At 34.8% G+C, this 20,754-nt stretch carries 23 protein-coding genes, 5 pseudogenes and 1 riboswitch; of the genes and pseudogenes, 7 read left to right on the top strand and 21 right to left on the bottom strand.

Annotation, left to right across the window (positions count from 1 at the left end):
- The coding region (locus M014_RS28370; RefSeq protein WP_197030403.1) for a transposase at nucleotides 1-233 on the bottom strand (233 nt) is incomplete at its 3' end.
- A gap of 322 nt (nucleotides 234-555) precedes the next feature.
- Nucleotides 556-657 (bottom strand): annotated as a pseudogene (locus M014_RS30115) (hypothetical protein); the annotation flags it as partial.
- A gap of 199 nt (nucleotides 658-856) precedes the next feature.
- Here M014_RS30115 and M014_RS0114230 point away from each other — a divergent pair.
- On the top strand, nucleotides 857-1,510 hold the full coding sequence (locus tag M014_RS0114230; RefSeq protein ID WP_026592353.1) for a hypothetical protein: 654 nt from the start codon (nucleotides 857-859) through the stop codon (nucleotides 1,508-1,510).
- 234 nt (nucleotides 1,511-1,744) lie between these two features.
- A pseudogene (locus M014_RS26920) lies at nucleotides 1,745-2,053 on the top strand (metallophosphoesterase family protein); the annotation flags it as partial.
- A gap of 26 nt (nucleotides 2,054-2,079) precedes the next feature.
- On the opposite strand, the pseudogene M014_RS28365 reads toward M014_RS26920, so the two are convergent.
- The 7 genes and pseudogenes from M014_RS28365 to M014_RS26915 form a co-directional block, all read right to left on the bottom strand.
- A pseudogene (locus M014_RS28365) lies at nucleotides 2,080-2,414 on the bottom strand (transposase domain-containing protein); the annotation flags it as partial.
- A gap of 39 nt (nucleotides 2,415-2,453) precedes the next feature.
- On the bottom strand, nucleotides 2,454-2,609 hold the full coding sequence (locus tag M014_RS30110; RefSeq protein WP_231503943.1) for a hypothetical protein: 156 nt from the start codon (nucleotides 2,607-2,609) through the stop codon (nucleotides 2,454-2,456).
- Nucleotides 2,610-2,694: 85 nt separating this feature from the next.
- Nucleotides 2,695-3,183: an SMI1/KNR4 family protein gene (locus M014_RS0114215; RefSeq protein ID WP_231503942.1), complete on the bottom strand. Its 489-nt coding sequence runs from the start codon at nucleotides 3,181-3,183 to the stop codon at nucleotides 2,695-2,697.
- Nucleotides 3,184-3,322: 139 nt separating this feature from the next.
- Nucleotides 3,323-4,120 carry an Imm47 family immunity protein gene (gene imm47, locus M014_RS0114210; protein WP_026592351.1) on the bottom strand — a complete coding sequence of 266 codons (798 nt, stop codon included), beginning with the start codon at nucleotides 4,118-4,120 and terminating at the stop codon, nucleotides 3,323-3,325.
- Between the two features lie 335 nt (nucleotides 4,121-4,455).
- Complete coding sequence (locus M014_RS0114205) at nucleotides 4,456-4,923, bottom strand: DUF6985 domain-containing protein (RefSeq protein ID WP_026592350.1); 468 nt, start codon at nucleotides 4,921-4,923, stop codon at nucleotides 4,456-4,458.
- Between the two features lie 222 nt (nucleotides 4,924-5,145).
- A pseudogene (locus M014_RS30635) lies at nucleotides 5,146-5,238 on the bottom strand (Imm47 family immunity protein); the annotation flags it as partial.
- Nucleotides 5,232-5,405: a hypothetical protein gene (locus M014_RS26915; RefSeq protein ID WP_231503941.1), complete on the bottom strand. Its 174-nt coding sequence runs from the start codon at nucleotides 5,403-5,405 to the stop codon at nucleotides 5,232-5,234. The gene M014_RS26915 and the pseudogene M014_RS30635, both read right to left, overlap by 7 nt.
- Nucleotides 5,406-5,545: 140 nt before the next feature.
- On the opposite strand from M014_RS26915, the gene M014_RS0114195 reads away from it, so the two are divergent.
- A complete protein-coding gene (locus M014_RS0114195; protein ID WP_331280096.1) occupies nucleotides 5,546-6,058 on the top strand; it encodes a GNAT family N-acetyltransferase in 513 nt (170 codons plus the stop codon).
- 130 nt (nucleotides 6,059-6,188) lie between these two features.
- Here M014_RS0114195 and M014_RS0114190 read toward each other — a convergent pair whose 3' ends face one another.
- From M014_RS0114190 to phaZ, 3 genes are all read right to left on the bottom strand, one after another.
- Nucleotides 6,189-6,389: an NETI motif-containing protein gene (locus M014_RS0114190; protein WP_026592348.1), complete on the bottom strand. Its 201-nt coding sequence runs from the start codon at nucleotides 6,387-6,389 to the stop codon at nucleotides 6,189-6,191.
- Nucleotides 6,373-7,569: an MFS transporter gene (locus M014_RS0114185; RefSeq protein ID WP_026592347.1), complete on the bottom strand. Its 1,197-nt coding sequence runs from the start codon at nucleotides 7,567-7,569 to the stop codon at nucleotides 6,373-6,375. Before M014_RS0114185 ends, M014_RS0114190 begins: the two co-directional genes overlap by 17 nt.
- Nucleotides 7,570-7,689: 120 nt before the next feature.
- Entirely contained in the window at nucleotides 7,690-8,592 is a 903-nt protein-coding gene (gene phaZ / locus M014_RS0114180; RefSeq protein WP_026592346.1) for an intracellular short-chain-length polyhydroxyalkanoate depolymerase, read from the bottom strand.
- A gap of 189 nt (nucleotides 8,593-8,781) precedes the next feature.
- Here phaZ and M014_RS0114175 point away from each other — a divergent pair, with 189 nt between their 5' ends.
- The 3 genes from M014_RS0114175 to M014_RS0114165 all read left to right on the top strand — a co-directional run bounded on the left by M014_RS0114175 (nucleotide 8,782) and on the right by M014_RS0114165 (nucleotide 11,769).
- Nucleotides 8,782-9,201 carry a MarR family winged helix-turn-helix transcriptional regulator gene (locus tag M014_RS0114175; protein WP_026592345.1) on the top strand — a complete coding sequence of 140 codons (420 nt, stop codon included), beginning with the start codon at nucleotides 8,782-8,784 and terminating at the stop codon, nucleotides 9,199-9,201.
- 14 nt (nucleotides 9,202-9,215) lie between these two features.
- The gene (locus M014_RS0114170; RefSeq protein ID WP_026592344.1) at nucleotides 9,216-10,415 is read left to right on the top strand and encodes an MFS transporter; all 1,200 of its coding nucleotides are present in this window, start codon (nucleotides 9,216-9,218) and stop codon (nucleotides 10,413-10,415) included.
- 100 nt (nucleotides 10,416-10,515) lie between these two features.
- A complete protein-coding gene (locus tag M014_RS0114165; RefSeq protein ID WP_026592343.1) occupies nucleotides 10,516-11,769 on the top strand; it encodes a serine hydrolase domain-containing protein in 1,254 nt (417 codons plus the stop codon).
- A gap of 39 nt (nucleotides 11,770-11,808) precedes the next feature.
- Here the strand turns inward: M014_RS0114165 and M014_RS30105 are convergent, their stop codons facing one another.
- The 3 genes and pseudogenes from M014_RS30105 to M014_RS0114150 form a co-directional block, all read right to left on the bottom strand.
- Nucleotides 11,809-12,162, bottom strand: coding sequence for a hypothetical protein (locus M014_RS30105; RefSeq protein WP_026592342.1), 354 nt, complete (start codon nucleotides 12,160-12,162; stop codon nucleotides 11,809-11,811).
- Nucleotides 12,162-12,738 (bottom strand): annotated as a pseudogene (locus M014_RS26910) (NAD(P)H-dependent oxidoreductase). The gene M014_RS30105 and the pseudogene M014_RS26910 overlap by 1 nt, the downstream one beginning before the upstream one ends.
- Nucleotides 12,739-13,020: 282 nt before the next feature.
- Nucleotides 13,021-13,281 (bottom strand): hypothetical protein, encoded by a 261-nt coding sequence (locus M014_RS0114150; protein WP_026592341.1) that lies wholly within the window; start codon nucleotides 13,279-13,281, stop codon nucleotides 13,021-13,023.
- Between the two features lie 103 nt (nucleotides 13,282-13,384).
- Nucleotides 13,385-13,484: riboswitch (SAM riboswitch) on the bottom strand.
- 132 nt (nucleotides 13,485-13,616) lie between these two features.
- Here M014_RS0114150 and M014_RS0114145 point away from each other — a divergent pair.
- Nucleotides 13,617-13,808: a hypothetical protein gene (locus tag M014_RS0114145; protein WP_026592340.1), complete on the top strand. Its 192-nt coding sequence runs from the start codon at nucleotides 13,617-13,619 to the stop codon at nucleotides 13,806-13,808.
- A gap of 34 nt (nucleotides 13,809-13,842) precedes the next feature.
- Here the strand turns inward: M014_RS0114145 and M014_RS0114140 are convergent, their stop codons facing one another.
- The 6 genes from M014_RS0114140 to M014_RS0114115 all read right to left on the bottom strand — a co-directional run bounded on the left by M014_RS0114140 (nucleotide 13,843) and on the right by M014_RS0114115 (nucleotide 20,655).
- On the bottom strand, nucleotides 13,843-14,565 hold the full coding sequence (locus M014_RS0114140) for a YwiC-like family protein (RefSeq protein WP_026592339.1): 723 nt from the start codon (nucleotides 14,563-14,565) through the stop codon (nucleotides 13,843-13,845).
- Nucleotides 14,566-14,785: 220 nt separating this feature from the next.
- On the bottom strand, nucleotides 14,786-15,508 hold the full coding sequence (locus M014_RS0114135) for an ECF transporter S component (protein WP_026592338.1): 723 nt from the start codon (nucleotides 15,506-15,508) through the stop codon (nucleotides 14,786-14,788).
- The gene (locus M014_RS0114130; protein WP_197030402.1) at nucleotides 15,481-17,142 is read right to left on the bottom strand and encodes an ABC transporter ATP-binding protein; all 1,662 of its coding nucleotides are present in this window, start codon (nucleotides 17,140-17,142) and stop codon (nucleotides 15,481-15,483) included. Before M014_RS0114130 ends, M014_RS0114135 begins: the two co-directional genes overlap by 28 nt.
- On the bottom strand, nucleotides 17,115-17,993 hold the full coding sequence (locus M014_RS0114125; protein ID WP_026592336.1) for an energy-coupling factor transporter transmembrane component T: 879 nt from the start codon (nucleotides 17,991-17,993) through the stop codon (nucleotides 17,115-17,117). The genes M014_RS0114130 and M014_RS0114125 overlap by 28 nt, the downstream gene beginning before the upstream one ends.
- Before the next feature lie 23 nt (nucleotides 17,994-18,016).
- On the bottom strand, nucleotides 18,017-18,820 hold the full coding sequence (locus tag M014_RS0114120) for a DUF4430 domain-containing protein (protein WP_026592335.1): 804 nt from the start codon (nucleotides 18,818-18,820) through the stop codon (nucleotides 18,017-18,019).
- A gap of 56 nt (nucleotides 18,821-18,876) precedes the next feature.
- Entirely contained in the window at nucleotides 18,877-20,655 is a 1,779-nt protein-coding gene (locus M014_RS0114115; protein ID WP_026592334.1) for a DUF4430 domain-containing protein, read from the bottom strand.
- Nucleotides 20,656-20,754 lie beyond the last annotated feature (99 nt).

Genomic DNA, 20,754 nt, shown 5'->3' with positions numbered 1-20,754 from the left:
AAAATTTCATTCTCTTCTTTTAGACGAACCATTTCTTTTTTCATTCGTTTTAGATCTTCGAGCGTCATTTCATCCTCATCAACTGATGTGATAGGAGAATATATTTTAATCCATTTATAAACGGTTACTTCTGATACGCCATACTCGCTACTTAACTGTTTGACAGGTTGTCCCGAATGATATAATTCAACAACCATTTTTTTAAACTCTTCATTAAATTTCTTGTTTGTCATACGGACACTTCCTCCTTGAAATCCATTGTAAGGACTTAACTAAGTTGTGTCCATATGACTATACTAACTCCACGCAACGAAATAAACATTGAATTACTAGAATTGCTAGAAGACAACCCAAAGGAGAATAACTAAATTAGCAAAAGATAATTTATATCTAAACGAATGTAACGGAAAGGAAAATAATTTCTCATACAATAACAAAAAGTAAACAAACAAAAACGTATTACTCGAAAAAAGTATTCATTTAAAGTTGATTAATTAAACTATAGCATCCATTTGGGTTCTTTTTATTTTATAAAGAAAAAAGCCCCGGATAGGACTATATGATTTTCTTCATACCGCATTGACGACATTCTCTTAAAAAGATGAAATCTTTAACGGAACTCTTGAATGAGGTATTGCCGCAATTATCGCAACGACCGCTAATAATGTTATCAAGACTTAAATTGAAAAAAGATAGATAAATAAAGGGACATAACATATTAGTCATATAAAATATGTTATGTGTTCACAAATAATAAAGTTGTTAAAAAATAATAAAGTCATTTCAAAAATAAAATAGATGTTTTCAAAAATGGTATTATTATCTATGATAGGAAACAAATAAAGGGGTAGTTTAAATGTTTAGAAAGAAACAGGAGAAAAACATTCACGTTAATCTAGTAGATAAACGAGGGGAAGTCCTTAGAGAGTTTGATTGTACAGAAAAAGAATTAAAAGAAGTAAGAGAAACCGGCATTGAATTGCGTATGGTTGGAGAAAACGCATATGAAATGGTAGCAACCGATGAACAGCTAGAGAAACTAGCAAGAATCGAAGCTGAAATTGAAGAAGAATTAGCAATCTACGAAGAAGCTATGCAGGAGTTAGCACAAGAACGAGAAGAAGAAAAGGCAAAACAGAAAGAATTGAAAGAAAAGAATAAATGGAGTCCAAAGAAGAAAGTAATCGTCTTTGGACTACTATTCATTGTATTTGTGGTTTTACCTATTATCGAAGGGTATCAGAATAGTAAACTGGTAGAAGAAGGTACACCATTAAATGCAGAAATTGTAGGTAGACATGTAGAGAAGAGTTTTATCTTTACACACCCGACATTAGTAGTAAGGGTAGACGGTAAAGAACACAATGTATGGGTAAGAGAGGAAACATACAACGAAGCACAATGGTTTGGTGGACTAAAAGTCGTCAAAACAAAAGATGGTAAAGTTGATAAAGACCCTAGATATGATTACGAAGATTTAGTTGTAAGCTATAAAGAAATAACAAAGTAAAACTTTAATATTCGCTTCCAAAATTAAACAACATTATTATTTGCAAAAATCGAAACCATTAAAACAAAATACAAATTTTAAATAACTTTATAAACATATTAAACTATATTTTCAATATCATGTTAATAATTCTAATATATACGAGAAAGAGGATAGCATGCTCTTATATTGAACATACTATCCTCTTATTAGTTTAGTCTATTTAAATTTTATCAGGGAACTCTTTGGAAACACCTTCAAAACATAAAGCAACAAATAATTGTATGTGGACATACTCATATTCCTAGAGTTGTATATTTGCCAGATGGGAAAATCGTTGTAAATCCAGGGAGTATAGGTCTTCCAGCGTACAAAGATGACTTGCCGATTTCTCATAAAATGGAATCTGGATCACCGCTCGCTAATTATGCAGTACTGGAAAAGGAATCAACACGGTGGATTATCAAACAAATTTCAGTACCGTATGATTGGGAGAAAGCTGCAGAGAAGAACGGACGAGAGGATTGGGCGGTGGCATTACGAACTGGTCGCGTGGAAATATAGTGCTGGAAATCTTTATAGTCCATATGTTCATCAAGTAAACGATATTCAACCGTTTCAATCGGAAGGTTTTGGACAGACTCATCCCTATGACCGCGTTTTTTTTGCGACGATAGGTAATCGTTTCAACAGCTGGTTCGGGGGTTTCAGAATCACTTTCTTTCTCAGCCTCATTAAACAGTTCTAAAGCGATTTGATTATTAGGTGTTTTTTCGCTAGACGTACCAAACTGTTTTTGTTGACTCAGACGAAATTGTTCTTCATACCATCTCACTTTTGCCGTGAGTTCCTCTACTTGAGCTTGAAGTGATTCAATTGTGGGTTGGTTTGAATGTGAGAGTGTTGTTTTCATAGATAAATCCATTCGACAAAATTATCCAAATTCCTTTTACATATATGATTTTTATAGAATGCATCTCGCATGTACGGCTTGATGCCCTTGTTTTTGTTGAAAAGAAAATCCATCAAGAAGCCATCTCAATTGTCGTCTTGATAATCCACTGTTTTTATAGTCTTCAATATAAGTTTCCCATTCTTTCTTTAATCGGTGTCTTTTCATAAAAAAACCTCCATATAAAGTATGTAAGGAGATTATCTCATGGGTTATTTACAAATAGTAGGTGGGGAATATTTGACGTTTACTTTTATTCTTCTTTATACAGCATATCTAAAAAATTCGTAAAACTATCAGCAATATAATAAATACTCTCTCTCATAACCTCATCTGCTTCTTGAGCTGATAATCCTTCTTCGATAAGTGTCTCCCTATCCTCACATTCTTCATGATCCCAAAAGACAACAATTGGGTTATCTTTATGATCCTTATAATCAAAGCAGATTTTATTTCCAGCAGGATCATCTGCAAAAGGAATTATTTGATCAGGTAAACTAGATTTCAAGTTACTATATGTTTTATAAATATTGGATGTAGCATTTTTATCGAAACTACATAGTGAACCGAATACTCGACCTTCTTCATTATTTTTCACATCAAAAGATGAAGGTTCGACAATAGCTCCTCCATATTTTTTTACACACTGAATGTAATGATTAGGATATACAATTTTAAAACTTTTGGCGAATTTTTGAATAATCTCTTCACTAACTTCTTTATCTGGATACAACCATTTCAAGTCATTCCTCATTACCGTTTACCCCCATATATTTTTTACCGCCTAAATGACGTGCTGACTCATGCACGTCACTTATTTTAATTTTATAGTTATAAAAACATTCTTTTCTATTCAAGATCTAACAACAAAATAGATAAAATTAATCAATTAACATTCCATAAAAATATTTTCTTCCTGCCTGCCATTCCATATCAGATAAAGTTTTAACATAAGCTATAATTTTTTGATATTTTGTTTCATCTACAACATCTTTATAGCTTACTGGACACTTTATACCACTCCATGTTGATAATAATGTTGGTGACATATCAATCCCCAACACTTTTCCAGTATTTAAAGAAATAATAGCTACCTCAATTAATTCCTTTGCTAAATCCCCTGGAAAAACAAGTTTTCTAAAGTAATAATAGTCTTTGGGATTTATTTCTTCATTTACTTTAATATAGTGCTCTCCAATTTCTTCAACCGAAGCGTTTTCACCTAATAGTCTCTCGTATTTTAGGTATATTTCAAGAGAATTTCTAATAACTTCTCCTACATTTGTATCTTCCCACTCTTCTAATAAAGCTAATAAAAAAGGTATAACATTATATGACATGACATCTAAGGAACCAGAAGCGAAAGTCCAAACAGTATCTTCTGATGCATCAGATAAGAAATTGAAATTATTAACTTCCAATAAGTCTTTATGAGTTGCAATAGAACAAAATAATCTGATACATAAATTCAAAACATTCTCTTCATCAGTAAAGTTAAGCAGCTCTATTAAAAGTTTTTTAACTGAAAAATCACCAACTTTTAGCAACTCATTAATCAATAGCACACAATCTTTTTCAGAGGTTACTTGTGTTAATAATTCCTTTGCTTTGACAATTTCATTTTCATCTAACACATCCCCATACCAAATATCATTCATTAAATTTAAATTCTTGCTCATACGCATCCTCCTATTTACAATACTCCTCTTTCATTTACTCTCATTTCTATTCAAAAGTAAAACACCTAAACCATTTCAATCGTTTAGGTGCCCTTCAATCTGATTTACACGTATTCTCTCTATTCAAATTAAATACCGCTTCAACACCATTCTTCATTAGCTTTTGTAATACTACATCGAGCCCTTTTATAAAGTAAGCTTTTGATTCAAATATGAGGTTTCCTTATAGGTCTAAAACATAAAAAGTAAAGATTTCTATTACTTATCCCTGCTTTTTTCTATTAACCTCCAAAACAAACACCCTTTTTATGTGTATTCCTAGCAAATAGTGATATTTAAATTGCAACATCTTGATAGCCTACTTCATCTACCTTTTCATTTATGAGACGAACCCCTAAACCATTTTCTTCATCCCACAAACAATCAAATGAGATTCCTATATCACGTCCATCGCGAAGGAAATCATACGGAACCGAAATACCTACTAATGTTATATGTTCTATTAATTGATCAACTGTTTCAATTAATGGGTAGTCCTCATTAAATGCAACATCATAACCAAGCTCATGCCTTTTTTCTTTATAATAATCTAAAACTGGTTGTAATATGCTATGTTGGATTTGTTCCCAATTATACATTAATGAGTTGTATGATACATATTGCCCTTCATCAAAATCCCCATCTTCAGTACCTCCTACCAATAATGCTATCTCTGTATCCTTTCCTAAAAACTTCATGGTTCTGTATCCTACCCATTTATACTGATAATCAAGTTCTCCAAAAATTTTATCATTTATTGTCATTTTAAAATCTCCTTATTATTTATTTGCAAATCCTTCAGGTCAAAGGCTACTACGTTTATGTCTCATTGGCTATAAACTTTCCAAACACTAGAAAATCTAGCTAAAGAAGTAGCATGGCTTTAATTTTTTTCTGTACAAAATATTAGCTCAACTTCAACTTCGTATATCCCAAATTTCTTATCACTATAATAAATGCTTCTGTCTATCTTATTCATTTTAGATATTTGTTTCTAATAAGTCATCATGAGTAGCTACTAAGAAAAAAAGTCTTGTACATAGATTCAAAATAACCTCACCTTGAGTACTATTCATAAGGCATGTGGATTTATCATAGCAACAGATGTGGCATCTGTTACTCCTCTAAGATACTTACCAAAATCAATTTTTAGTAGCGCTTCATAATGCTCTGAAGTAATACCTAAATCAGTCATCTTTTTGTTAATCTTAGAACGCTCGTCTACACTGAAAGTACAATTGCGCATAGTAATTTTTATCCTGTTCATCTTATTTGCATTGAAATTACACTATTCAATTTATTCTAAATGTTGTAAACTGGAATGAATTAAGAGAAGTAATTAAGACAGTGCAATGTAAAATATGATATAGGAGACAGATGATAACAATGCAATTAGTAAAACCAACTCACCAGCACAGCAAACAAATCATGGCTTATCGGCAAGCATTCCTAAGTACAAGGGAACAGCCATATGGTAGTTGTTCCTTACAACAATTTGATTCCTTTGACGAATGGCTTAATAAAGTCAAAATACAAGAAAAAGGAGAAAACCTACCACTAAATCGAGTTCCATCCTCTCAGTTTTTGAGCTTTGATAAGGGAAAACTAGTCGGTTTCATCAATATCCGTCATCGATTAACGCCACAATTACTCATAGAGAGCGGACATATAGGTTATAGCGTGCACCCAGACGAACGCCGAAATGGTTACGCTACTGAGCAGCTTCGTCTTTCCTTATTTGAAGCGAAAAAATTAGGATTAGACAAAGTGTTAATAACTTGTGACAAAGCAAATATCGCCTCTGCCAAAACCATTCAAAAAGTTGGGGGTATCTTTGAAGATGAAGTAATTTCCCCGAATACTGGCGAGATTGTTCAGCGTTACTGGATCGAACTATGATTTCATAATTTTTCAAGAGTCATACTTGATATCGTATCGAAACTATATCATAGCGAAAAGAAAAAATCGGAGTGATTTCTCACTCCGATTAAAGTCTAACTTTTGAGATTCAGTACAAGGACCCCTCTCCTTATTTCAACTTTCCCTCAAAAACAATTCTTCTTCCGCACGGTTCTACAACTGTTTTCCCATCTTTCTTCACTTCATGAAAGATGGGCTCTTCCATGCGGCGTGAAGGTGCATACCCTTCTTTTTCCATACGCGCTAAGCAATCTGTAATTGTTTCGTTATCCTGTACTTCAAATTTTTTCTTTTTAGGTTGTTTTGTCATGCCCTAACCTACTTTCCATTTTTCTTGATGCGGATTGGCTTTTCATATATGTGATATATAGAAGTGCAATAATTACCATTATTATCATAACCGCTATAAAAAAGCTTGTATACTGTATTTTCTCTATAAATATGCCTCCTAATACAGGTCCCATAATACTTCCTATACTAAAGGCAATTCCGGATAATATATTTCCTGCTGGCAGTAAGTGTCTTGGTAATAAATCCGTCATAAAGCCAAGCCCTAAAGAGAAACATGATCCAATCACCATACCAGCTAACAGCATACACCCAAATACAATCCAATAATACCCGTCAAACACTGCAGCAAGTAAGAAAATGATTGCACTTATGCTGAATGTCCATGTTAAAATGCGATCTCTTCCATATTTATCACTTAATATACCAAGCGGAATTTGCGTAACAATTCCCCCAATTGCGAATGCAGGTAATAAGAAGGATACATCAGCGACAGACCACCCTTTTCGGAGTGCATACACAGGTAAATTACTATTTAACATCGCTTCCAAAACGCCGTATGCTAAAGGCCCCATTAGTGCAATCCACGCAAGAACAAATACTTGTTTATAACGAGAAAGTGATGATTCATTTTTCTTTCCTGTGTCATCTTGCTCTGGAAAAGCATTTTTGGTTGGAAGTAATAATAGCCATCCAATTAAACAAAGAATCGTAGATACGATAAATGGCGTTGCAAGCCCATATTGGACAGTGCTAGCTAAGTATGGGCCTACTGCAAAACCAATCCCAAAAAAGACTCCATATATAGAGACTTGTCTTCCTATTTTACCAGGATCAGATGTCGTCGTAATCCATGTTTGCGTTCCGACGTGTAACATGTGATCGCCTACTCCAACTAAAAAGCGCAGAATAAACCATGCCCAAAATGAAAATGTTTGTGTAAAAAAGAATAATGAAATAATAACGAGAAATCCGCCGATTACGATAATTGGTTTCATTCCAAAACGCTGCATCGGTTTCTCAAGCCACGGTGAAATAAATAAAATCCCAATATATAACGCAGTTGCATGAATACCATTAATACTAGAACGAATCCCTTCTTGCTCAAAAATCATTGCGATCGCCGGTAGAAGCATTCCTTGTGATAATCCAGAAATTGCAACAATTCCAACCATAATCCAAAATGTAAATCGTATTGACATCCTCTTCTCTCTCCCTTTACATGTTCACCAGCCTTCATTATAAACTTTTTGAACAATAATGTGTAAACATATAAAAAGAAGTTAGACGAATCTTATCTAACTTCTTTTTATATGTTCTGCTTATTTATTTTCCAGCCAATTTGTAACGTGCTGAGTAAATTCATCTAAACAGTCAATAAACGGCGAATGCCCACAATCCTCTAATATGACTAGTTTTGCATTCGGAAGATGTTTTGCTAATTCTTCTCCGACCACTTGCGGGACAACGTAATCCCGATCTCCTTGTAGGACAAGAGTCGGTACTTGCAGGCGATGAATATGTCCATTCCCTGGTACAACTCCATTATGTTCATCTGAAATATTAAACGTAATTAAAGCATAGTTCACATCTACAAAATTACGCTGCGTTAACATATCATCTAAATACTTTTCATAACGCTCTGGATCTGGTTTCTTGTGTGTATAAATCAGTAAATCCCAAACCGTACGATAATATATCTTGTTCATATTTTTAATTGCATCTAGTACTGGAGCAATTTGAACGGGATCTTGCGCAATTTCTTCTTTTGTTTTTAGCAACGTGGATGTGATGGGTTGACCGTTTATATCTTTTTTGAAAATAGGATATCCTTTCATTCCAACTGATTCAACCAAAATCAATTTTTCTACGCACTCCGGATGACAAGCTGCAAACTCCATCGCAACACCACCACCCATTGACCATCCCATCAGTGAAAACTTCTTCAATTGTAGATCATCTATAAATAGCTTTACATCACCTGCAAAGTCTTGCAACGAATCTATTGGCTTATGGTAGGTTGATTTTCCAAATCCTCTTAAATCAATGGCGTAAATGTGATATTCATCTTGTAATTTCCCAATGACTAAATCCCAGTGCTGTGAGGATGTCATATTCCCATGAATTAGGATAAGTTTTTCTTTATTTTGTCTTCCAACTTCTTGATATGCAATCGTTTCTCCATTTGATAACGAAACAAACTTCAGTGTTGCAGGCTTAATCATCACACGCTCCCCCATTCATTTTTAATAGATAGAAAATTCTAAACTTACCTCTAGCATATCATGTAGAATATATGTTCTCAACACAAAAACGATACAAAATACTTACCTAAAACAACATACCTATCACTAGACAATTCTGGTAAAAGATTATATAGTTAGCTAGGTAACTAATTTGAAAGGATTAAACAAATGGACGAAAAACAGCATTTTTTTCACATTGTCAGTCAAACTTCTCGAAAGTTTACGAAGAAATTTAATGAACGTGTATCACCAACAGGTTTATTTAGTGCACAATGGGCTGTCATTTTTCGAATTAATCAAACCGGACCTTGTACACAAACTGAGTTATGTCAATATTTAAACGTTGAATCGCCAACGATGACTCGTACTTTAACACGTATGGAAACAATGGGATGGATTATTCGAACCGAGGGAAAAGATCGTCGCGAAAAGCTCATTTCATTATCTGAAACAGCACTAAAAATGATTCCAATATGGCAAGAAGAAGTTGATACTTTCGAAGAAAAAGCGCTACAAAATATTAATGGAGTAGATTTACAACAAACATTTCAAGTACTGCAAACCATTATTAAAAATTTAGATGATTAATTGGAGGGATGACGATGCAAAGTGAGAGACTTTGGACGAAGGACTTCCTTGGAACTTGTTTTAGTAGTCTGTTTCTCTTTTTAACGTTTTACATGCTTATGACTACTTTACCCGTCTATGTAATAGAGGGGTTGAAAGGAAAACCTGAAGAAATTGGTTTAGTCGCAACAGTATTTCTTATTTCTTCTGTCCTATGCCGCCCGTTTACCGGAAAGTGGCTTGACGATTTAGGAAGAAAGAAAATCTTATTTATTTCTCTTTCCTTATTTTTAGCTGCTACCGTAATGTATTTCGGTGCACAAAGTTTATTTTTATTACTTTCCCTTCGCTTCCTTCACGGCATTGGGTTTGGAATGGCAACGACAGCTACAGGTACAATTGTCACAGACGTCGCACCGGCTCATCGCCGCGGTGAAGCACTTGCCTATTTCGGTGTATTTATGAGTTTGCCGATGGTAATCGGTCCTTTTTTAGGTTTAACGATTATTTCACATTTTTCATTTACAGTTCTGTTTATCGTTTGTTCTATCTTTTCATTACTAGCATTTCTATTAGGTTTACTTGTAAATATCCCACATGAAAAGCCAGTAAGTAAACAAAAACGCGAGCGAATGAAATGGAAAGATTTAATTGAACCTTCTTCTGTTCCAATTGCCCTTACAGGGTTTGTTCTTGCTTTTTCTTATAGTGGCATATTATCTTTTATTCCTATTTACGCAAAAGAAATTGGTTTAGGAGAAGTTGCTAGTTACTTCTTTATTGTATATGCACTTGTTGTTGTTCTTTCTCGTCCATTCACAGGAAAGATATTTGATCGTTTCGGTGAAAATATACTTGTTTATCCTTCCATTATTATTTTTACAATTGGAATGTTCATCTTAAGCCAAGCACAAACGCCATTTTGGTTCCTTGGTGCAGGTATATTAATTGGTTTAGGCTATGGGACGTTAATCCCAAGTTTCCAAACCATTGCTATTTCCGCGGCTCCAAACCATCGACGCGGCTCAGCAACAGCTACTTATTTATCATTCTTTGATAGTGGTATGGGTCTCGGTTCCTTTGTACTAGGTATCGTAGCAGCACACTCAAGCTATCATAATATGTATTTCATCGCTGCCATTATCGTTGCATTTACATTACTTATTTATTACTTTCTACATGGCAGAAAACAACAGTTCAAAAAGCAAGGTACAGATGAAGAATTATCAGCTTAATGTTAATAAGGAAAGTAAACTCCCCTGTTTACTTTCCTTATTTTGTATTTCTAAGAAAACGAGCGTATACTTATTGTAGAATTAACAAGGAGGTATATATATGAATTTTAAAAAATCTCCCCTTTTGTTACTCATACTTACACTAGTGTTTATCGTAACTGGGCTTGGATTTACTTTTTTTAAACAAAACAAAGTCTCCCCTTCTAAAGAGAACGTGACAAAAGAAAATTGGTTACAAGATCCCTACTTACGTTGGTCATATACACATATGAAAGAACTAGCGTTAACAAGCGAAGTAAAAAATAATCCCGAGCAAATATCATCATTTCCTACTGCATTACAAAACTTAGATGATTTCTCAGTTAAAAAAGTGAATGGAGGAAATATCCCTTTAAAGAAACTATTAGATGAGAATAAAACAGACGCCTTTGTTGTTGTACATAACGGAAAACTTGTTTACGAGCATTATTTCAACGGGTTTAAACAAAATGAGCAGCATGGAATGGCCTCTTTAGCAAAAGTATTTACTGGTGCACTTGTACAATCATTAACCGAAGAAGGACTCATCAATGTAAATAAGACTGCTGAAACATATGTCAAAGAATTACGAAACACTCCATTCGGAAAAGCAACAATTCAACAATTAATGGACATGCAGGTTTCTGCTGAATACCCTACACATGGATATATACAGCCGGGTTTAGAAAATCAAGATGCTCAATTATATTTAGCCAGCAATATTCTTCCTCGTGGTAAAAACTATGATGGCCCAATAAAAATTTATGATATGCTACAAGAAGCAGAAGAAACGGCACCACCTGGAACTGCGTTTTCGTATAATAACGGTTCATCTGAAACACTCGGCTGGATTATACGGACCTTAACTGGAAAATCGTTAACTGAAAATGTAAGTGAGAGAATTTGGTCCAAAATAGGTATGGAAGAAAATGCGTATTATGTTACAGATGAAACAGGAGTTGAACAAGCAAGTGCTGGTTTAAATGCGACTGCAAGAGATTTGGCCAGATTTGGGCAATTGATTTTAAATAACGGTCGCTACAATGGCGTGCAAATTCTCCCTTCCTCTATTTCAGAAAATGTAAAGAGCGTGCAAGAAGGAGAATTTGCAATCGGACAAGGTACATCCATTTCTTATCATAATCAATGGTGGATTCCTCATAATGAACACGGTGCATTTGAAGTGTTAGGAAGTTATGGACAATGCCTCTATATAGATCCAAAAGCGAATATGGTCATTGTACATTTTTCATCCAATGCTGAGCCAAGCAATGATGTTCATACAACTTATTCAAATATGTATGTAGATATCGCAAAACACTTAGAAAAAAGCTAGTTTTATACTAGCTTTTTCACATAATAAATTTTATATAAATCAATTGTTTTCTATACATCTTATTACATTTATCCATTCTTCACATGAAAGATTTAATCTTCTATATGTGAATAACGTCGTACAAACACTTTCAATCATTGAAGGGTTTTTCCGTAGAAAATCCCATCTCAATACTTTAGGTAGTTCATACATCTTATATTCTTTACTTTCCTTAATAATTCCATCAACTTCCCGTTCACAAATTCCCCTTACTAAATGATCTGCTCTTAATTCTTGGCACACCTTTTTAAAATTTTCATTATGATGTTTCAATTGAAGTAAACATGTTACATACGTACGAAACAATTCATCATTCCGATTACAGCATCTCATTATATTTTCTATTTTTTTCATCATAAATTTTTTGCCTTTTCTTGTATTTCTAAAAGCCACTTTTCACGCTTTGCTGCTTTACTTGTTTTTACAGATTGAAAGGCAGAACGTTTTATTTGGTGTATACCACAAAATTGCAAATACCTTTTTTCATAATCACCCAATCAGCCGATCGATATAAGAGTGCCACGTACCATAAGGGCGAATCTAACGTATTAATAACCCACGCCGTTTTTCCTGTAAGTAATCCTTTCGGCATTACACCTTCATATCTATATGCAAACCCAGCAACAAAAACACGATCAATAAAACCCTTTAAAATAGCTGGCATTCCCCACCACCATATTGGATAAATAAAAATAAAAGAATCTGCCTCTTTGACCAATTTTCTGTATTTCTCTGTTTCTTCTTCATATACTAAATCACACCTTCTCTTATCTTCATTAAAAGTTAGAACTGGGTTAAATGCTTCCTTATAACGATCAAGTAATGTAACAGAATAGTTCGTCCCTTGCAGTCCTTTTTGCATATGTTCTATAAAATGGATGCATTGAAACTAGATGGATTCGGATGTGCATATACGATGAGGATGTTCACCTTTCAACAACACCTTTCCTTAAATTCCCTTTTGACTTCCAAATGTTTGCGTGATATTCTATTACTTGTCAAGTAGCAAGCCTATATGACAAAACGACTGACACCTACTCGGCGAAGGTGTCTATTTTTTATTTTTAGCCGAATGAAATGCCTCTTTCAGGGCATATTCAACTTTTGACACTACACACTCAACACCATTCCCTTGTATCAGGCTGCTTTTGCAGTCTTTTACTCTACATAGTCAAAAAAATTTAGATAAATTATAACATAAAAAAAGAGAGCCTAGCTCCCTTTTCTTGCCTTATAATATACTCCTTTATTTGTATAGGAATATTCATCATCAGCTAAAGTAATTTTCCCATCCAGTTTTAACTCGTCTAATAGCCTTGATAAATAAAATTGATGTAGCATTTTTTTCGTGAATTTTCCTTCATAATGCGAAACGATATGCTCTTGAATATCTAATAGTGATATTGGTTTATCTTGCTCCATCATATATTCATATACTGCTTTACGCAGCTTTACGTATTTCTCAAGTGTCACAGTACAATTGCAACCCCTTTCTTCTCATGCTGTTATTTTTGGAATCGGTTTTTTTTGCAATAAAAAAACCTCTCCGATAAGAAGAAGTTACGTATATATCTTCGTCTTATCTTCCAGAACAAATCATGTTCTGCTGGAATTAGCACCTGCATCGCGGTTGCTGGGTTTCATCGGGCCAGTCCCTCCACCTCTCTGGATAAGAAAATATTCACTTTATATCTTATAATAGCCACTTCTATTTTCATTGTCAAATCATATAAAGTAACCACATTGAAGTTATATTTTCTTTTCTAACGCTCATACTAAAATTGTATGTACAAAAGGAGGGATTTATAATGGATAAAAATGCTCGTGGATATGTTCAAGATTCGTTTCATTCGTTGCACGAAGCAAAAAATTGTTTGGAACATGCATTACAAACAGTTGAAAAGAGCGATAATAGGGAGCGAATCGAACAGTCTTTACAAGCTGTGGAACATGCATTACAAAAATGTGATCATACGGTTCATATTTTAGAACAAGAATGAAAATTGCCCATCTCTTTACTAGATGGGCAATTTCTCAAATGGCATACTGTAACAGTATTGCCGTCGTAATTAAAAAGTATACAGAATTCACGATTTCTAAAACTCCAACTTTTAAGATAGATATCTTTTTACCATACAATACGATTGCGCGAATTAGGCTCGGTATAAATATAAGAGAAAGCCATGGATTTACCAATAAAGAGGCAATGATTAAGAAAATATGATAGCCCCATGAAACATAGCGATAAGTAGGATTATTCTTTTCACGAATCATTGTTTTCACATAAAATGTACTACCTATAAAATATAGAAAAGAAATACCAGCAATTGCAAAAGCCGTTTCATCGACTGTTTTCATCGAAAAATAATAACTAAGTAAACCGCCTATGCAGAAAACAAGTATTGCACAAACATCATTTACTAAGGCTCGTTCATTTTTTTGTCGAGCAAAGTATATATTTACAATAAAGAGCGGAATCATCGTAACACCAAACAGAAGTATTTTCCATTCATACAGTAAAGATACGCTCCCGAAAACACATGCGATTGTAAAGTAAATAAGTGCCGCATGCATAAATTCTTTCTTTCGAGGTTGCTTTATGTACATTAAAAATGGATACGTTGCTAAATAGATAAATAACCAAGCGATAAAAAGTGGAATATGATATAAAGTAGGTTTACCAAGTATTACACTAAGTATAAACGGAATCAGCAGCATCCCCCAGGCACCGTGCTGCTTTGGAACAACTAGCTTCATGAATATGGCATCTCCTCTTTGAAAATATTTCTCATTTTCTATTATATAAAAAGTCTCATCTAAAAATCGGACTACATTAAAACAATTTTTTGACACATTTCAAAATAATGATCAACATGTATAAAAAAATGCTTCCTACCAATGGTAAGAAGCATGAAAGAGGCAAACGAATATGTAAGTCGCGACCCTACTTTACATTCTTATGCTTTGTAACATATGCTTATGCCTTGTTTTCCTGAGAGAATAGCCCTTTATCATTATCTAAAATTCCATATTTCTTTTTAAATCTCGTAATAATTCTAATCCACGATGAGCTAAACAAGACAAGAAAAATTACATTTGAGAGTGCATGCGCTAAATCAAAGTAAAAGCTCGCAGCATAATATGCTATAAAGGCTTTCCATGTTAATCCTTCTAAAAAACCGAGTATCCCCCACAAATTCATAATCCAGCCAAAAACAAAGCCGGCTATGAATCCATAGATGACTCTCCCCCATAACGTTCTCATTATAAATGTGTTTCGAAGTAGACCCGCTATAAAGCCTATCATTCCCCAAGAAAACATTTGCCAAGGTGTCCAAGGTCCTTGCCCTAAAAATATATTAGATACCAATGCTGCCGTTGCCCCAATCATAAAGCCTGTCTCACTTCCAAAAACAATTGCAGATACAATAATAACAAAAGAAGTTGGTTGTACACTCGGCATAATGGAAAATGGTACACGACTCACTGCTGCTATGGCTGCTAAAACAGCGACAATGACAATTTCACGTGAAACAAATGCTTTCCTCTCAAATCGTATATAAAAAGGTAACATAATAACAGCTAATAAGAATAAACTACACCACATAAAATATTCATCTGTTACAAAAGAAGTAAACAGAAGAGTACTTATGACAATAATGAAAATAAGCATTATGAGAGCAAAATATCGTTTGGACACACTTTATACACATCCTCCCACGTTAATGCATAAGGCAACTGCTTGCGAATAAAACGATTAATAGATGTTGTATAAAAGAAATTATCACTAAAGAATTTCTTTGGCGTATCATCCATAATTACTTTCCCGTCAAATAGCATCATACAATGATCAACATATTTAGCTGCAAATTCAATGTCATGTGTTGCCATCACAATCGTTGTTCCTTTCTTTTGTAACTCCTGAAACAATCCGCCTAATCTTTCCTTTTTCTCTGGATCCAGCCCTTTTGTCGGTTCGTCTAGTAATAATAAGCTTGGTTTTGATAACAAGGCTGTACATAATACGATTAACTGTTGTTCTCCCCCGCTACAATCATGCGGATGACGATCGCGAATGGACTGCAGCCAAAATCGTTTTAACATATCTTCTGCAATTTCTTTCCCTTTATCATCATATAATTCATTTGCTCTTTCAAAAACTTCATCCCACACCGTCTCAAATGTAAAATGATAATACGGATGTTGCGATACAAATCCGATTCTTTTAAACCGTTCCTTTGAATCAATTTTATGAATCTCCGTTCCGTTCCACCGTACTTTTCCTCTTCTAGCTTTGTTTAATCCTGCTAATATAGTTAAAAGTGTTGATTTTCCAGTACCATTTTTCCCAACAAGCGCAGTCCACTTCCCACGTTCAATCGATAGCATTAAATCCTGTAAAATAAAAGGGCTATTTTTTTCATATTGAAATGATATATGATTTGCTTGTAAAACCACTTCTTTTGTTTCTGCCTGTGATATAACCGGTATTTCATATTCCATAGGTAACTCAGAATGTATTTGTGTTTGTGCCTCCCTTACCGTAAATGGGATTTTCTCTACATTCCATTCTAAAAACAACCTTGGAATTTGAGGGATAAACGGGCGGAACTCTTCTAATGCCCACATTTTTGATATAACATGTTGCGGCGTCCCATCATACATTATTTCCCCAGCATCCATAAACACAACTCGAGTTGCTAGTGGAATGACTTCGTCTAAACGATGTTCACTCATGATAATGGTAATTCCGAGCTCTTCGTTAATTCGTTTTAATAACCCTAAAAAATCTTTTGCTGCAATTGGATCAAGCTGTGCTGTCGGTTCATCAAGTAATAATAATTTAGGCTGTAAAACAAGAACTGCCGCTAAATTAACCAGTTGTTTTTGTCCCCCCGATAATGTATGAACAGACTGGTGTAATAAATCTTGAAAACCTAAAAAACTAATTAATTCAGCAATTCTCTTTTGGATTATATTGGTCTCTAGGCCAACATTCTCAAGAGAAAATGCCAATTCTTGAATAACCGTATCCATAACAAGTTGATTTTCTGGATTTTGAAATACCATTCCTACTTCTTGCGCTGATAATAAATCTGGCATCTCAAGTAAAGAAGTTCCATTATAATACATATTACCTATGCGTTTTCCAACTGGAAGTAACTCTTTCTTGAAATGTTTCAAAAGTGTCGTCTTACCACAGCCTGAACGGCCAGCCAACACAATAAATTCCCCTTGAGAAACCCTCAAGGAAACGCCCTTTAATGCTTGTACCTTTTCATCTGCATACGTAAAAGCTAAGTCTTTTATTTCCGCATGCGCCACCATAACCATTCCCTCCCTTCCATTATGATTGGTAAACTAATAAATAGTAAAAATAAAACGAATAAGATTCCATCATATTGCTGAAATACAAGTGATTCCACTCTTGGATAGATTAATAGTTTGCCAGCACCGTAAAAACTGAACAGAAAACAGCTTAGTAATAAAATTGCTAAGCACGCAAGTATGTACCAATCTTGCGTTCCCATACGATATTGAATATATGTACTACGCTTTGTTACTCCAAATCCACGTGCTTGCATGGAATCCGCCGTTTGTAATGCATCTTCTAAAGAACAAACAAGCAATACCTGCAAGAGCTTCATTCCATTTTTGATTCTCCCTATGAATGGGCCTGAATCTAATTGCACTCCTTTTGTCTTTTGAACAAGTGTAATTTGCCTTAAACGCCGGATAAATAAAGGAACGAAACGCACTGTGATCATTGTTAGTAACGCAACTTTCGGTGAAATCCGTGAAAACAAGTACAAAAATTTATGAATTGAAATCACATCATTATAAGAAGTAAATGTGAACATAATAGCAAGTAACAATAATCCCATTATGAATCCATACATACATGCCTCTAATGTAATTCGATTATCCCCTAAACGAAATAATGTAGTCGCTCCTCTATGTGTTAACAAAGGATTCAACACAATAATCATTACGAAGAAAATAAGCGTGCTTGGTATCATTTTTCTTAGTTTCTCGCCATTTCCTTGCATGATGTTTAACAGTACGATCATAATAATCGCACCCATTAAAAAAAGAGGGTGAAGACACACCATACATAGTATCATCACCCCAATATAGTAGATAAAATTCACAAAAGGATGTAAAGAAGAAAAGATAATTTTCATAGTCCTTTACCAAGAATCCTTTCCTATTTTAGCACATATACCCATTCGATTTTATCTCCTGGCTTGACTGTATATGCACCTGCACTTCGATTTGGAAAAGCACCATTTACACGGTACTTCCATCCGCTTGTGCTCGTTATGTCTTTTTCGTATAAATCATTAATTCCCTTTACATAAATACTATCTCTGGATCCCGTTGCATCTACATCTAATCCTGTACGCTGCAATACTTTATAAACCGTATCTCCCTCTTGTGCGTCAACTTTTTTTGCTTCTAATAAATAACCTTCATTTCCACGTACAGAAATGGTAACTTGCTGCGCTTGTGGTTCTTGCTTTGGTTCGGGTTGAGGTTGCGGTTGAGGTTGCGGTTCTGGCTTTGGTACTACTTTAGGTTCTGGGTCTTTCGACTGTTCCTGCTTTGGTGTTTCTTTCGGCTGATTAACTACTTTTGCCTCTTCTTTTACTTCTGATTTTGCTTCTGGCACTTTCTTAGGCTCAGTGTTTGCTTGCTGCGCTTTTGGTTGTTCTTGTTGCGCAACTGGTTCTTGCTCTTTTTTCTCTTGTTTCTCTTCTTTCTTAATTTCAGGTTGTTTTTGTTGCTCTTGTTCCTGATTCCCCTTTTGCTGCTCTTCTTGTTGCTTTTTCTCTACTGATCCTTGCTGCTTTTCCGGTTTACTTTCTTCCTTTTTCTCTTCTTGTTTCAGTTCCTCTTTTTGTTCTGTTTTTGAAATTGCTTTTTGTTCAGATTTTGATTCATTTTGACTACATCCAACAAGCAATCCAAATGAAAGGACAACTGAGAGTAACCATTTCATCATACTCATGTTTTTCTCACCTTTCCTAATAAAATTAGGAGCAAATCATTGCTCCTAATTTTTTGTTAAGCTGCTTTTCGTCTCCATAAAACATATGCTGAAGCAATACACAATACACCCATTCCTACTGGCATTGCAGTGTCCCAAGCAGATGCTCCTGTTTTCGGTAATTGATGGTTTTTCGCAGTTTTTTCATTATTTAATGTTTTCTCTTCTGTAACAACACGAGAGTTCTTATCGTTTGTTTGTTCTTGTGGTTTTTGAATTACTTCTTGCTTTTCAATCTCCTTGCTCTCTTCCACTACCGGTTCCTTCGGCTCTTCAACTGCGTTTTCGTCGCCCTCAGTTGATAAATTTGTCCAATCATATATAGAACCTTGACCAGTTACAAACGATTTATATTGAACAAGCGCTAGAAGTGCTTGTTCAGTCGCCATACCATTGCCCTCTTGGTCATTTGGCAACCATTTAAATTTACCATTTGCAAGTTGGTATGATATTAAATTTTGAACTGCACTTACATTATTTTTAGTAAATGCTTCACTAGTTGGATCAACCCCTGCAATAGCAAGTCCAATAATTGCTTGTGCAACACTATTTGAATTTTCTTGACCGTCAGCTTCAAATCCACCAGTGTTCAATTGTTTATTTGTTAAATATTGCACAGCTTTATCTACAGCATGCTTTACCTCTGGTTGTTTCTGATACGGTGCTAGTGCCGATAAAACCATACCTGTTACATCAATACTACTAGCCTCGTCCTTACTACTTTCCACATGGTATGTCCAGCCACCGTCTGTATGCTGTGCATTTAAAATCTCTTTTACTAAAGCAGCACGATTCCACTTTGCTTCAGCCGGTACTTCATATTTTTTTGAATCCAGTGCAAGTAAAGCGAATGTATAACCAGTAATAGAATTTAGTTTCTCAGATTGATATAGTTTTTGAACTAAATTCTTCCCTGCAACATTCGTTGGATTCCCATTTACCGCTGTTACTGCTAAAACAGTTCTTGCTATATCTGTAGCGGTAAATCGTTCCACTCGTTTTTCTACTTTTTGTGTTAAAGATTGTAAATAACTAATCTTTGTTTCTACTGGAATATTATTTCCTGAACGAGCAAGTGCAATTGCTACCCAATCACTATCAATTCCGTCTTCGATCATTTTTTTTGATGTTTTAGCAATCGCTTGATCTAATTGCTTCATTAATAATTCATTTGTGATTGGTTCTTTCGACTCATTAGGCTTTTGTTCTTCTGGCTTCTTCTGTTCTTCTGATTTTTGTTCCTCAGGCTTTTGACCATCTGGATTTTGCTCTTCCGGTTTTTGTTCCTCAGGCTTTTGACCATCTGGATTTTGTTCTTCCGGTTTTTCTGCATCTGGATTCTTTTTGCAAGTTCCCATCTTATCAAGAACTTGTTGCAATGTTTCTGTGTTCATATTGTTCCAATCTACAACAAAACGAAATGTAACAACATCTTCAGATTCTAATTTATAACTATCCGCCCCTACCATGGCAGCTTTATCATTTACATCATATGCCCATCCACTTGTCTCACCAGCCATTAAACCATCAATACCTTTAACATACATACCATATTGCGTATTCTCAGCTGTTACTTTAGTCCCCATTACTTTTTGTAACAAACTATAGGCTGTTTCTCCATCTTCAATAGCTACTTCTTTCGGACAAAGAATAACTCCTCTTTGCGATTCCCCAATAATCGCAAGTGTTGCTGTTTTTCCTTCAGCAAACGTAATATGTACAGTATTTGTGAATGAAACAAACACTAATGCGACTGCCATAATCGATGTAAGCAGCCATTTTTTCATCATTGCCATCCTTGCTTATTCCTCCCTTTGCTTACATATGCATAAAAAAAGACCCTTCAAGGGCGTGCAATAACACTCTACTGTGAGTGCTATACAAAATGCACAACA

It is taken from the genome of Bacillus sp. UNC437CL72CviS29 (assembly GCF_000482345.1).
GTDB lineage: Bacteria > Bacillota > Bacilli > Bacillales > Bacillaceae_G > Bacillus_A > Bacillus_A arachidis.
This window is presented reverse-complemented; position numbering and strand designations above follow the sequence as displayed.